At 55.8% G+C, this 13,172-nt stretch carries 12 protein-coding genes; 3 read left to right on the forward strand and 9 right to left on the reverse strand.

Going from position 1 to position 13,172, the window contains the following annotated elements; genetic code table 11:
- Nucleotides 1-15: 15 nt before the first annotated feature.
- The 3 genes from creC to creA are packed head-to-tail and all read right to left on the reverse strand — an operon-like array spanning nt 16 to nt 2,615.
- Nucleotides 16-1,440, reverse strand: coding sequence for a two-component system sensor histidine kinase CreC (gene creC, locus J4645_RS14655; protein WP_023214711.1), 1,425 nt, complete (start codon nt 1,438-1,440; stop codon nt 16-18).
- Entirely contained in the window at nt 1,440-2,129 is a 690-nt protein-coding gene (creB, locus tag J4645_RS14660; RefSeq protein ID WP_001187046.1) for a two-component system response regulator CreB, read from the reverse strand. The genes creC and creB overlap by 1 nt, the downstream gene beginning before the upstream one ends.
- Nucleotides 2,130-2,141: 12 nt before the next feature.
- Nucleotides 2,142-2,615 (reverse strand): protein CreA, encoded by a 474-nt coding sequence (gene creA, locus J4645_RS14665; protein ID WP_000875813.1) that lies wholly within the window; start codon nt 2,613-2,615, stop codon nt 2,142-2,144.
- 211 nt (nt 2,616-2,826) lie between these two features.
- Between creA and robA the strand changes: the two genes are divergently transcribed.
- The gene (gene robA, locus J4645_RS14670) at nt 2,827-3,696 is read left to right on the forward strand and encodes an MDR efflux pump AcrAB transcriptional activator RobA (protein WP_208208985.1); all 870 of its coding nucleotides are present in this window, start codon (nt 2,827-2,829) and stop codon (nt 3,694-3,696) included.
- On the opposite strand, the gene gpmB is transcribed toward robA, so the two are convergent.
- Nucleotides 3,693-4,340 carry a 2,3-diphosphoglycerate-dependent phosphoglycerate mutase GpmB gene (gene gpmB / locus J4645_RS14675; RefSeq protein WP_000942358.1) on the reverse strand — a complete coding sequence of 216 codons (648 nt, stop codon included), beginning with the start codon at nt 4,338-4,340 and terminating at the stop codon, nt 3,693-3,695. The genes robA and gpmB overlap by 4 nt on opposite strands.
- A gap of 48 nt (nt 4,341-4,388) precedes the next feature.
- Between gpmB and yjjX the strand changes: the two genes are divergently transcribed.
- Nucleotides 4,389-4,904 (forward strand): inosine/xanthosine triphosphatase, encoded by a 516-nt coding sequence (gene yjjX, locus J4645_RS14680; RefSeq protein ID WP_000554310.1) that lies wholly within the window; start codon nt 4,389-4,391, stop codon nt 4,902-4,904.
- A 101-nt stretch (nt 4,905-5,005) separates the two neighbouring features.
- Here the strand turns inward: yjjX and trpR are convergent, their stop codons facing one another.
- On the reverse strand, nt 5,006-5,332 hold the full coding sequence (gene trpR, locus J4645_RS14685) for a trp operon repressor (protein ID WP_000192005.1): 327 nt from the start codon (nt 5,330-5,332) through the stop codon (nt 5,006-5,008).
- A 57-nt stretch (nt 5,333-5,389) separates the two neighbouring features.
- Entirely contained in the window at nt 5,390-7,327 is a 1,938-nt protein-coding gene (gene sltY / locus J4645_RS14690) for a murein transglycosylase (RefSeq protein ID WP_000373272.1), read from the reverse strand.
- A 208-nt stretch (nt 7,328-7,535) separates the two neighbouring features.
- Here sltY and ettA point away from each other — a divergent pair, with 208 nt between their 5' ends.
- Nucleotides 7,536-9,203, forward strand: coding sequence for an energy-dependent translational throttle protein EttA (ettA, locus tag J4645_RS14695; RefSeq protein ID WP_000046773.1), 1,668 nt, complete (start codon nt 7,536-7,538; stop codon nt 9,201-9,203).
- 117 nt (nt 9,204-9,320) lie between these two features.
- On the opposite strand, the gene nadR is transcribed toward ettA, so the two are convergent.
- The 3 genes from nadR to serB all read right to left on the reverse strand — a co-directional run bounded on the left by nadR (nt 9,321) and on the right by serB (nt 13,138).
- Nucleotides 9,321-10,553: a multifunctional transcriptional regulator/nicotinamide-nucleotide adenylyltransferase/ribosylnicotinamide kinase NadR gene (gene nadR, locus J4645_RS14700; RefSeq protein WP_000093829.1), complete on the reverse strand. Its 1,233-nt coding sequence runs from the start codon at nt 10,551-10,553 to the stop codon at nt 9,321-9,323.
- A gap of 150 nt (nt 10,554-10,703) precedes the next feature.
- A complete protein-coding gene (radA, locus tag J4645_RS14705) occupies nt 10,704-12,086 on the reverse strand; it encodes a DNA repair protein RadA (protein WP_001029710.1) in 1,383 nt (460 codons plus the stop codon).
- Between the two features lie 83 nt (nt 12,087-12,169).
- Nucleotides 12,170-13,138, reverse strand: coding sequence for a phosphoserine phosphatase (serB, locus tag J4645_RS14710; RefSeq protein ID WP_001132983.1), 969 nt, complete (start codon nt 13,136-13,138; stop codon nt 12,170-12,172).
- Nucleotides 13,139-13,172: the final 34 nt, after the last annotated feature.

The raw sequence follows: 13,172 nt of genomic DNA on the forward strand, positions 1-13,172 counted from the left end.
GGGGAGAATTTGAAGTTATGTGAAGTGACGGTGAGGTGTCAACGAGGCCAGCACGCCGCCTTCGGGACGATTGCACAACGTCACCTCACCGTTGAGGAGCCGCGCCGCCTCGCTGACAAACGCCAGCCCAAGCCCGCTGCTTTTACGCCCGTTTTCGCGGGGCAACGAATAGAACCGGTCGAAAATGCGCGGCAGCGCAAAATCAGGAATACCACAGCCGGAATCCGTCACCTGCAGGATCGCTTTCTCCCCCATCGGCTGAGCGCTTAATGTGATAACGCCATTTTCAGGCGTAAAGTCGATGGCATTGTCCAACACATTGCCCAGCGCCTGCGCCAGAAGCTCCGCGTCGGCGACGACAACCAGCGAGGAAGGCCGTAGAGTAAGGGTGATCTTTTTTGCCGCCAACTGAATACTGCGCGCCTCGCTAAGCTGCGTAAATAGCTCATCAACAGCAACCGGCGCGAGAGGGATATCCTGTCGGTTTTCCAGCCGCGCCTGGCGCAGCAGGGTTTCTACCAGCGCCTGCATTCGCGTATTTTGCGCCAGTATATTCTCTGTAAAGCGGGTAACCACATCCGCGGGCGGTCCTTCACGCAGAATCTCCGCCGCGCCGCGTATCGCCGCCAGCGGACTTTTCAGCTCATGAGTCAACGCATACACGTACTGCTCAATGTCATTCTTGCCTTCCAGCTTAATGCGCATACTCTCCAGCGCCTGCGCCAGTTTACGCAGCTCGCTGCTGCCTAATGCAGGTAACGCAAGCGGGCGGTTTTCGGTGACAGAATCCGCATAGCGCGTCAACCGGGCGATGGAGCGGTTAATCCACCAGACCATCCCCGCGCCAATCGCCAGCGCAATCCCCAGTAAAACGGCGCTGGCCCACAGAATGCGCCGTTCGCTGCGCTTAATCACCGGCGCCATTGCCGCATTCGGTTTGCCGACAGTCAGGACGCCGATAATCCGTCCATCGCTGATTATCGGCGCGGCTACGTACATCACCGTGCTATTGGGATCGGCAGAATCTTTTGCCGTGCTGCGGGCGCCATACTGTCCGCGCAGCGTAAGCCAGACGTCATTCCAGCGAGAATAATCCTGCCCCACCGCTTTGTTTTCCGAATCAAACAACACCTTCCCCTGCGCATCCGTCATGTAGACATGGTATTCATTGCGCACTTTGACGATCCCGCTGATATTGGCGCGAAACGGGCGATGTTGCAGCTGGGCGAATGCCTTCGCCAACTGGCCGTCAGTCGGGTTGCCGGAAAGGAGATCGTCGCGGGCCAGCGCCGCCAGCAGCGTCGCGGTGTCAATCAGCGTCCCTTCCGTCGCGCGGCGGACGCCCGGCTTTATCTCCTGAACGAAGATAGACAGCACAAACACGGCGGCGACGGCGACAATAAGAAAGTAGCCCAGCAGCAAACGCATTCCGATGCGCATCAGACGCTCCTCAGGCTGTATCCCATTCCACGATGCGTGTTAATTGGCGAGAGATCCGGGTTGATCGCGCGTAGCTTAGCGCGCAGGGTTTTGATGTGTGTATCGACCGTCCGATCGAAGGTCTCCTGGGCATCAGACCAAACAATATCCATCAATTGCTGGCGCGAGTACACGCGCTCCGGCGACAGCAGCAGGGTTTTAAGGAGCAGAAACTCATAACGCGTCAGCGAGAGCGGCGTACCAAACCAGGCGATCTGCGCCGCCGGTTCATTGAGTTCAAAATGTCCGGTACGCACCACCGGCGACGGCGCAGCAAACTTTTTCACCCGGCGCAGCAGCGTGCGCACGCGGGCGCTCACTTCGCGCGGCGAGAACGGCTTGGCGACATAATCATCTGCGCCGATCTCCAGACCAAGCAATCGATCCACTTCATCGCTACGGGCAGTCAGGAAAAGAATCGGCAGCGCAGGATGGCGTTCCAGCAACTGCCGACACAGCTCAAAGCCGCTGATATCCGGTAGTCCCACATCGAGAATCACCGCATCCGGCCGTTGCTGACGCGCTTTTTCCAGCGCGGGCAGCCCGCGAGCGAATAGCTCAACGGTAAACCCTTCCAGTTGCAGGGTGTAGATGAGCGTATCGGCGATTCCCTGTTCATCCTCGACTAACCAGACCTGCGGTTGCTGCATACGCTTTCCCTGTTATTGTCGCCACGGCATGACCGGCACCGCGCTGATGGCGTTCTTCGGCGACCCGTCGACTACTTTGTCGGAGTAGGCCAGATACGCCAGCGTGTTACGTTTCTCATCATAGAAACGCACGACCTGCAATGACTTAAATATCAATGAGGTGCGTTTTTTGAAAACCACCTCTCCCTGCGCCTTGCCGTTCTTAATTCTGTCGCTCAGTTCAATAGGCCCGACCTGCTGACAAGAGATAGCGGCGTCAGACGTATCTTCCGCCAGCCCCAATCCGCCTTTTATGCCGCCCGTTTTCGCCCGGCTAACATAGCACGTCACGTTTTTGACATCAGGATCGTCAAAAGCTTCCACCACGATTTTATGGTCAGGACCGAACATTTTAAATACCGTATCGACTGAACCAATTTGTTCCGCGCGGGCGCTCTGCCCCAGCAGCAACAAAATTGAGAAAAGTACTAAGCTCTTGTATTTCATATTGTTACCATTCATAAAAGTTACATTGCGTAATTATTAGACATTCTAAAATAAAATGGTTATAGATCACAGGATTAGAATAATTACCTGTCACGTTGCCTAAAAAAAGCATTTAAGCTCAAAAAAAACACTGAATGCTAAAAGAACAAAAAATGCTATTATCCTCTTACCTGATATCGGGTGCTCGTTGTTGAAAGGATGGGGATATTTTATGGATCAGGCTGGCATAATTCGCGACCTGTTAATCTGGCTGGAAGGTCATCTGGATCAGCCGCTGTCACTTGACAATGTGGCGGCAAAAGCAGGCTATTCCAAGTGGCACCTGCAGAGAATGTTTAAGGACGTGACGGGCCACGCCATTGGCGCTTACATCCGCGCCCGTCGTTTATCGAAATCAGCAGTGGCGCTGCGTTTGACCGCGCGTCCAATTCTGGATATTGCTCTTCAGTACCGCTTCGATTCTCAGCAAACCTTTACGCGCGCCTTTAAGAAACAGTTTTCCCAGACGCCAGCGCTGTATCGTCGCTCCTCGGAATGGAGCGCCTTTGGCATTCGTCCGCCATTACGGCTGGGCGAGTTTACCGTGCCGGAACATCAGTTCGTTACGCTGGAAGATACGCCGCTCCTTGGCGTCACGCAGAGCTATTCCTGCTCGCTGGAACAGATTTCCGACTTCCGCCACGAAATGCGCGTGCAATTCTGGCATGATTTCCTCGGTCATTCGCCAACTATTCCGCCAGTGCTTTATGGGCTTAATGAAACGCGCCCCAGCATGGAGAAAGACGATGAGCAGGAAGTATTCTATACCACCGCACTGCCGCAAAAGCAGGCCGATGGCTATGTTCAGTCGGCGCATCCTGTGCTGTTGCAGGGCGGTGAATACGTCATGTTCACCTATGAAGGGTTAGGAACCGGCGTGCAGGATTTTATCCTGACCGTTTACGGCACCTGTATGCCAATGCTGAATCTGACCCGTCGTAAAGGACAGGATATAGAGCGATACTACCCGTCAGAAGATACCAAAACCGGCGATCGCCCTATCAACCTGCGCTGCGAATTTCTGATCCCGATTCGTCGTTAACGCTGTAGCTCATCCAATGCAGGGGCGTCCAGATGCGAAACGTCCCCTGCGGTTTCTACCACCCACCCAGACGCCAGCCACTGACTTTCCTGGTAATCGATGCGAGAAATAGAGCAGTTGCGCAAACGTAACCGGCGTTCCGCCCAGGCGGGTAGTCCCAGTATAGTACTGACCAGACAGCCCAACGCGATACCGTGACTGACCAATAAAGGTCGGCTGCCCTGCGGTAGCTCCAGACAGGACGCCAGCGCGGCATGAACGCGATCGCTCAACTCCTGCATCGATTCCCCGCCGGGAATGCGGCCATCCTGCGTGCCGTTGACCAGCTGACGACGCCAGCCCTCTTCTTCTTCCGTCAGCGAATCGATCTGGCGCTTTTCCAGCACGCCCATATCCAGCTCGCGCAGGCGGGAGTCAAAGGCGATATCACACCCGCACGCCTGGGCGATAATCTCCGCCGTGCGTTTTGTGCGGCCTAAATCGCTGCTGATGATATGGGTGATGCCGAGGCTGCGGGCGCGTTCTCCTACCTGCATGGCCTGCTGCTCGCCTTTTGCTGTCAGGGGACTGTCCGATTGGCCCTGAATACGTCGCTCGGCGTTCCACTGCGTTTCACCGTGGCGAACAAGGTATACCTGTAACATGTTTTTTTTCCGTTATACTGCGATAAATTTTTAAAACTGAGCTTAATTATGCACCAGGTTATCTCTGCGACCACCAATCCTGCCAAAATTCAGGCAATTCTACAGGCATTTGAAGAGATTTTCGGCGAAGGATCGTGCCATATTACGCCCGTCGCCGTCGAGAGCGGCGTACCGGAGCAGCCCTTCGGAAGCGAGGAAACGCGTGCTGGCGCACGAAATCGCGTGGATAATGCGCGACGCCTGCATCCACAAGCTGATTTCTGGGTAGCCATTGAAGCCGGAATTGACGATGACGCCACCTTCAGTTGGGTGGTGATTGATAACGGCGTTCAGCGCGGTGAAGCGCGATCGGCCACGCTGCCGCTGCCCGCCGTCATTCTCGACAGAGTCCGCCAGGGAGAAGCGCTTGGCCCGGTGATGTCCCACTATACCGGTATTGACGAGATTGGTCGCAAAGAGGGCGCCATTGGCGTATTTACCGCCGGAAAATTAACGCGCTCCAGCGTTTACTACCAGGCGGTGATCCTGGCGTTAAGCCCGTTTCATAACGCGGTGTATCGATAATTATTTGCGCTATGTTGTAGGCCTGATAAGCACAGCGCCATCAGGCATTTCGCGGCGATGTTGCCGGATGGCCGCTTCGCCTTATCCGGCCTACGAGCAAATCAGGCGCTTTTCAGCAGTATCTGCTCAAGCCAATGACGCAGTTCAACCGGCGCGGATTTCAGGCTGTTTGACCCGCGCGTGATGGTGGCGATGCCCGCCCCCAGCTCGGTTTTCAACTCGCGCTGGCTCATTTCGCCACGCAGCAACTCCTCAATAATGCGCACACGCGTTCCCAGCGCTTCACGCTCGTCCGGCGTAAGCATCAGTTGTAATAAAGGCAGATGCAGATCCTCTGCATATGCCTGACGGAGTAACTCCACAAAACGAAGCCACTCCTGATTACGTTGTTCGGCGATAGCCGATGAATAAGGGGAATGCTGGGTCATGTTATACCGCCGTTTGTACTGTTACACGAGTACAAATGATAACATAACCCGTCTGCATTAATACCGTCGCTGCCACTCAGAGTCGCTCATTAAGGCCTCTTTCTGCCCCATAAAGTGGCGATAGTAAGCGTCATAGGCCAGAACGTTTTTCACGTAGCCGCGCGTTTCCGAAAAGGGAATGCTTTCGACAAACGCTACGGCATCGATACGCCCGGCGCTATTGCCAAGCCAGGTGCGCACGCGCCCCGGCCCGGCGTTATACGCCGCCGAGGCGAAAATGCGGTTATTGCCAAACTGCTGATAAACATACTGCAAATAGCTGGTGCCAATGTTGATGTTGGTCTCCGGCTCCAGCAGTTGGCCGGGGCCGCGGTAGTCCGGAATCGAAAACATTTTCACCGTATGGGTGGCCGTGCCCGGCATAATCTGCATTAAGCCGCTGGCCCCTACCGGCGATTTTACTTTCGGGTTCCAGGCGCTCTCCTGGCGGGCAATCGCCATGGCATAGCTTTGTGAGATATCTTTTCCGCGGGTATAGCGGGTAAAAAGATCGTTATACGCCAGCGGAAAACGCTCCTCCAGATGATCCCACAGTTTTCCGGCGATCGTCGCCTGTACGCTCAGATCCCACCAGTGCTGGTTAAACGCATAGCGCGCCAGCTGCGCCTGTTCAGATTTACTACGGCTTTTTACCAGATTCGCCCATTCGCTGCGCGCCGTGTTATCCAGGTTCCAGTACATCAGCTCCCGTACACGCGCCATCTCCGGCCCCTGCGTCAACGCGCTGTTTACGTTGGCGGGCGCTTTATCGATTTTAAGCGTGTACTCTTCGCCTAAACGCTGCGCCGCGACCATCGGATAAAAACCGCGCTTCTGCATTAAAGCATGAAGGATCTCTTTCGCTTCGGCGTCACGACCGCGCTCCAGCAATAAATCCGCCTGCCAGTAACGCCACTCGTCTTTCTCTTTCGCCTCCATCGGCAGTCGGGCAAGCCAGGTATTGAGACCGCGACGATCGCCCATCCCCAGCGCCATACGCACGCGCCGCTCGATAAGCGACGTCGATTGCGAGCGCATAATCGCGTCATCGCGCCATTTCGCCTGCGCATCGGTCACATCGTTGCCCATCAGTCGCCAGGCAACGATATCGCGCAGCGCCTGCGTTTGTTCCTCATTAAGTTTCTGCGCCTGTACCAGCGAGGGGATCATCAGACGCGCATTTTCCGCGTCCTGGCGGGCGACGCTGGCAAACGCGACTTCCGCCATCTGGCGGGTAAAATCGGTGGCGCCGGTGGTGCGTGCGAAGGTCAACACGTTATTAGGGTCATTAGCCAGGGTAATGATCGCTGAGGCGATCGTTTGATATTCCGCCGGCATCTGTCCGGCCAGCACCGTAACCAACCCCGTATTCCCGGCTTTCATCGCCAGCCGAATACGTTCCAGATACGCCAGCGGGTCTTGCTTGCCGGAGGCCCGCCAAACGCTGAAAAGTTTATCGCAGGCATTCGGCTGACTTTTGCCGGTCAGCCAAAGGTCTTTCGCGCCCTGCCAGGCCGCTTCCGTTTGCCCGGTACTCCATTTCGCGTAGTAATAGTTACATTGCGCTTCCGTGGTGCCGGGTTTCTCCGGGCTAAACGCCAGCAAGCCGCGCCAGTCTTCACGACGCGCCAGCTCATTGACGAAGCGTGATTGCAGCGTACGCGCAGGCGGAAGCGTAGGATTGGCGCGCACAAACTGCGTGACAGCAATCGCCGGTTGGTTCATCAAATCGTCGGTGATCTTACGGTATTCCAGATACGGGTAGAGCGGATAATCTTTCAGACCCGGCATCATCTGCTCTACCACATCCATCTGGCGGTTGTCCCAGGCCTGCTTAATCTGCGCATAGCGGTTACGCTGCTCTTCCAGTGAGTCGGCCCGCGCGAGGTGACAAAAGGTCAGCAGGCATACGCTGGCGGCGACGAGACGCCAGACAAATGGTTTGGCTCTATCCACAAGCACTTCCTCAATTGTTATCCAATGCAGCATCATGCCGCGTAATGAATTTATGCTAACCAGTCATAGCCATTTGCGCCACGTTACGGACACTTTTTTACTTTTATTGCGAGTGCGATCTGCTGGCTGGGCTTAGGCAGGGAAAAAGGCTACACTTCGCCTTTGACATCTATTCACCATCACGATAAACATAGAGGCGAAGTCCAACGTGGCTCAATTCGTTTATACCATGCATCGTGTCGGCAAAGTGGTTCCGCCGAAACGTCATATTCTGAAAAACATCTCGCTGAGCTTCTTCCCTGGCGCCAAAATCGGCGTGCTGGGCCTTAACGGCGCCGGTAAGTCTACCCTGCTGCGCATCATGGCGGGTCTCGATAAAGATATCGAGGGCGAAGCGCGCCCGCAGCCCGGCATTAAGATTGGCTACCTGCCGCAGGAACCTCAGCTAAACCCGGAACACACGGTACGCGAGTCGATTGAAGAGGCCGTTTCGGAAGTGGTTAACGCCCTCAAACGTCTGGATGAAGTGTACGCGCTGTATGCCGATCCGGATGCCGACTTCGACAAGCTGGCCGCAGAGCAGGGCCGGCTTGAAGAGATTATCCAGGCGCACGACGGTCATAACCTGAACGTGCAGCTTGAGCGCGCAGCTGACGCTCTGCGTCTGCCGGACTGGGATGCCAAAGTCGAAAAACTGTCCGGCGGCGAGCGCCGTCGCGTGGCGCTGTGCCGTCTGTTGCTGGAAAAGCCGGATATGCTGCTGCTCGACGAACCCACCAACCACCTGGATGCCGAATCTGTTGCATGGCTGGAACGTTTCCTGCACGACTTCGAAGGCACGGTCGTGGCGATTACCCACGACCGTTACTTCCTCGATAACGTCGCCGGTTGGATTCTGGAACTTGACCGCGGCGAAGGTATTCCGTGGGAAGGCAACTACTCCTCCTGGCTGGAGCAGAAAGATCAGCGTCTGGCGCAGGAAGCGTCTCAGGAAGCAGCTCGCCGTAAATCCATTGAGAAAGAGCTGGAGTGGGTGCGTCAGGGCGCGAAAGGCCGTCAGTCGAAAGGTAAGGCGCGTCTGGCTCGCTTTGAAGAACTGAACAGCGTTGAGTATCAGAAACGTAACGAAACCAACGAACTGTTTATTCCACCAGGACCGCGTCTGGGCGACAAAGTCATTGAAGTCAGCAACCTGCGTAAATCCTACGGCGACCGCGTACTGATCGATGACCTGAGCTTCTCGGTACCGAAAGGCGCTATCGTCGGGATCATCGGGCCAAACGGCGCGGGTAAATCGACCCTGTTCCGCATGATGTCCGGTCAGGAGCAGCCTGATAGCGGCACCATTACGCTGGGTGAAACCGTCAAGCTGGCCTCGGTCGATCAGTTCCGCGACGCGATGGACAACAGCAAAACCGTCTGGGAAGAAGTGTCCGGCGGGCTGGATATCATGAAGATCGGCAATACCGAAATGCCAAGCCGCGCCTATGTAGGCCGCTTCAACTTCAAAGGCGTCGATCAGGGCAAACGCGTTGGCGAACTGTCCGGCGGTGAGCGCGGTCGTTTGCATCTGGCGAAGCTGCTGCAGGTGGGCGGCAACGTCCTGCTGCTCGACGAACCGACGAACGACCTGGATATCGAAACCCTGCGCGCGCTGGAAAACGCCCTGCTGGAGTTCCCTGGCTGCGCGATGGTTATCTCGCACGACCGTTGGTTCCTTGACCGTATCGCCACCCACATTCTGGATTATCAGGATGAAGGTAAGGTGGAATTCTTCGAAGGTAACTTTACCGAATACGAAGAGTACAAGAAACGCACGCTGGGCGCCGAGGCGCTGGAGCCGAAGCGTATCAAGTACAAGCGTATTGCCAAATAAATGTCTGAATGCCGGGTGGCGCTTGCGCTTACCCGGCCTACAAACCCAGCGATTCCAGTACGTTGTGAAACTGTAGGCCTGATAAGACGCGGTAAGCGTCGCATCAGGCATTGGTTCTTATCCCTGCTCGCCCATCATCTCTTTCACCAGTTCCACACAGCGCAAAAAGCGGCCATCGTAATCAGCCTCTTTAACGTGAACGAACTCAATGTTGTTCTCTTTCAGCATCTCGACCAGCAGGTTCTGGAACGCTTTGCGATCCACTGAACTGCCCAGACTTCGCAGTCCGTCAGCTACCCACGGCGTATTATTCTCCAGCAAAATCACCAGGTCGAAGCGATACTCGTCGATCAGCGCCTGGACAAAGGGATGCTCGCGCCCTTCGTATTTTTTGCAAAATGCCTGGGTGGTGACGAAATCGGTATCGATAAACGCCACTTTATTCGCATATTTCACTGCAAAATCAATATATTGTGCATGACCCAGCGCGATTTTATCGTAATCGGAATACTGTAACGCCATCTCATCGCCGCCCAGATGCGAAAAGACATAGTCGCGGCCATATTCCCAGGCGCTGGTGGTATTAAAAATATTGGCGAGCTTATTGACCAGCGTAGACTTGCCGCTTGATTCCCCGCCCAGTATAGCGACGGTACGCACGAAAAACGGCTTCACTTCGGTAGGAATATATTCCCAGTAACGAAACGGATTTTCGCGGATTTGCGCCCCGCTGATATTCATAAACGTGCGTTCAGGATCGACCAGTACCGTCTCAATCCCTAAATGCTCCAGGTACTGCGGCGCATCAGCCTCTTCGGAAGTGTAGATCCAGCTCGGCTGTATTCCCTTCTCTGCCATAAACGCTTTAATGCCGTTGCTCCAGACGTCCCAGCCATGCGGATAAGGCTCCATCCCCTCTTCATTAAAGGCGTGGATACGAATATTTTTTTGGTATTTGAAGGTTTGCAATAACCAGCGCAGGCGATCCGACACGGTGGGCTGCTGCGACATGGCGCTATCCTCAAACAGCCCACGGTCGCGCGTATCGTCATAACCCATAATGATGTGCAACTCATCCACCTGGCTACAGGCGCGCTGGATCAAGTAGATGTGTCCGGTATGCAATGGATAAAATTTACCGAACACCACGCCAATGTTTTTCTGCCGGCGGGGAAACTCCAGCCCGAGAAAACGGTGTAGCGCCTCCAGTTTTTGCGCGCTGGGGCTTTTGATTTTGGCGTTAAGTAACTGACTCAGATACCCCTTGGTCATACCGCTGGCGTCAGCCACCTGTTGCAGAGTGCAACCTTGCTGCTTAATCGCGGTTTTGAGATAGTCGAACGATGACACAAGAGCCTCCTGCTGGAAAAATCGCATAACACTGCCTGATAGCGCTTCGCTTATCAGGCCTACAACATCAATCCGTATCAATCCGTAGGCCGGATAAGACGCATTGCATCGCCATCCGGCAAATTATACAACATCACTACATACAGAGAATTATAAGTCGTCAAACACGCTTAACGCATCTGCGAGCTTTTTAACACCGAACACCTGCATTCCTTCCGGCGGCTTTTTCGGTACGTTGGCGGCAGGCACAATCGCCCGACGAAAGCCGTGTTTCGCCGCCTCGGAAATACGCTCCTGCCCGCTCGGCACCGGACGAATCTCGCCTGCCAGCCCCACTTCGCCAAACACCACCAGATCCTGCGGCAACGGCCTGTCACGCAGGCTGGAGACCATCGCCAGCAGTAAAGCCAGATCCGCGCTGGTTTCGGTGACTTTCACGCCGCCGACCACGTTGACGAAGACGTCCTGATCCGACATTTGCAGACCGCCGTGTCGGTGCAGCACCGCCAGCAGGATTGCCAGACGGTTTTGTTCCAGACCGACCGCCACGCGTCTGGGGTTCGCCATCATCGAGTGATCGACCAGCGCCTGAATCTCCACCAGCAACGGCCGCGTGCCTTCCCAGACGACCATCACTGAACTGCCGGAAGTGACCTCATCGCCGCGGCTTAAAAAGATGGCGGACGGATTGCTCACTTCGCGCAACCCCTGTTCGGTCATGGCGAAGACGCCCAGCTCATTGACTGCGCCAAAGCGGTTTTTGTGGCTGCGCAGCGTGCGGAAACGAGAATCGGCGTCGCCGTCGAGCAATACTGAGCAATCGATACAGTGTTCCAGCACTTTCGGCCCCGCCAGCGACCCGTCTTTGGTGACGTGGCCGACCATCACGATCGCCACGCCGCGCGTTTTGGCGAAGCGCGTCAGGTAGGCTGCCGTTTCGCGCACCTGGGCGACGCTGCCTGGCGACGACTGGATGTCCGCCATATGCATCACCTGTATAGAGTCGATCACCATTAGCTTCGGCTGTTCTTCTTCGGCAATCAGGCAGATCTGCTCGATGCTGGTTTCGGAGAGCATATTCAGATTCGCGGTCGGCAGGCCGAGACGGTGCGCGCGCATCGCCACCTGCTGTAGCGATTCTTCGCCGGTGACGTACAGTGTTTTCATCTGCTCGGCGAGCTTGCACAGCGTTTGCAGCAGCAACGTTGATTTGCCCGCGCCGGGGTTACCGCCAATCAAAATGGCGCTGCCGGGTACCACCCCGCCGCCCAGCACGCGGTCAAACTCTTTAAAACCGGTAGAAAAGCGCGGCAATTCCTCAAGACTGATGTCAGACAGTTTCTGCACTTTTGATACGCCCGCACTGCCGGCGTATCCGCTCAGACGTTCGTTACGCGCCACCGTCGGCGATGCGGCAAGGCGCACCTCGGTAATGGTGTTCCAGGCATGACAGGCGCTGCATTGCCCCTGCCAGCGCGGGTAATCGGCCCCGCATTCATTACAAACAAAGGCGCGTTTGGGAGCTTTTGCCACGTTTTACCTCTTTCGTTAACGCTGTTGCCGGATGGCGCTGGCGCTTATCCGGCCTACGGTCGCCTTGCCATTGGGCAGGTTAATCATTTCTGGTTCATGCTGCCGGAGAGAATGCAAAACACGCCCATCAGGTCAGCGTGGCGGATCGTAATCTCCGTCTTTTCGTTTACTTTTGGCTTGGCATGGAAGGCAATACCTAACCCTGCCGCTTTGATCATTGGCAGATCGTTAGCGCCGTCGCCAATCGCCACCGTCTGCGCCAGCGGGATGTCATGCTCTTGCGCCAGACGAAGCAAGGTATTGGCTTTATACTCAGCATCCACAATATCGCCGATAACGTGACCGGTAAATTTACCGTCCATGATCTCCAGCTCATTGGCGACCGCCGCCGTCAGACGTAGCTGGTCACGCAGATAGTCGGCAAAGAAAGTGAAGCCGCCGGAGGCGATAGCGATTTTCCAGCCAAGCGCTTCCAGTTTTAGCACCAACTGCGTTAATCCTGGCATTAGCGGCAGATTCCCGCGCACCTGACGCAAAATATCGGCATCCGCGCCTTTCAGCGTCGCCACGCGGCTACGCAGGCTGGCGGTAAAATCAAGCTCGCCGCGCATCGCGCGCTCCGTCACTTCAGCCACCTTCTCACCGGTACCAGCCAGCTTAGCGATTTCATCGATACACTCAATCTGGATCGCCGTGGAATCCATATCCATGACCAGCAGCCCCGGCGTGCGCAGATGCGGAATTTTACCCAGCGGCGCGACATCCAGCTGCGCCTCATGCGCCAGCCGCGTCGCACGCGGCGTTAGCGACCCCGCCAGACGAATGACCTGATAATCCTCCACGCACCAGGCGGCGACAATCACCATTGCGGCGCCCAGTTTGGTCTGATATTGAGTTAAACGCTGCTTATCCAGCCCGCGCCCATACAACAGCCAACCGCTGCGGCCTGCATGGTAATCCAGAGGCATCACCTCGTCGCCGCTTAAAGAAAGAGGCAAACCAGGCCATAAAGAGACATCTTCAGGCAGATCGCACCAGGTAATGTTAGGCATTAAAGCTCCTGTAAATCGTTCAGGCCGGTAACCG

It is taken from the genome of Salmonella sp. 32082101201600294FB01SM01, from assembly GCF_017572865.1.
Lineage (GTDB): Bacteria > Pseudomonadota > Gammaproteobacteria > Enterobacterales > Enterobacteriaceae > Salmonella > Salmonella enterica.

Coding starts and splice junctions, on each gene's coding strand:
- creC (WP_023214711.1), bottom strand. CDS start 1,440: ATGCGCATCGGAATGCGTTTGCTGCTGGGCTACTTTCTTATTGTCGCC.
- robA (WP_208208985.1), top strand. CDS start 2,827: ATGGATCAGGCTGGCATAATTCGCGACCTGTTAATCTGGCTGGAAGGT.
- trpR (WP_000192005.1), bottom strand. CDS start 5,332: ATGACCCAGCATTCCCCTTATTCATCGGCTATCGCCGAACAACGTAAT.
- gpmB (WP_000942358.1), bottom strand. CDS start 4,340: ATGTTACAGGTATACCTTGTTCGCCACGGTGAAACGCAGTGGAACGCC.
- creA (WP_000875813.1), bottom strand. CDS start 2,615: ATGAAATACAAGAGCTTAGTACTTTTCTCAATTTTGTTGCTGCTGGGG.
- serB (WP_001132983.1), bottom strand. CDS start 13,138: ATGCCTAACATTACCTGGTGCGATCTGCCTGAAGATGTCTCTTTATGG.
- creB (WP_001187046.1), bottom strand. CDS start 2,129: ATGCAGCAACCGCAGGTCTGGTTAGTCGAGGATGAACAGGGAATCGCC.
- yjjX (WP_000554310.1), top strand. CDS start 4,389: ATGCACCAGGTTATCTCTGCGACCACCAATCCTGCCAAAATTCAGGCA.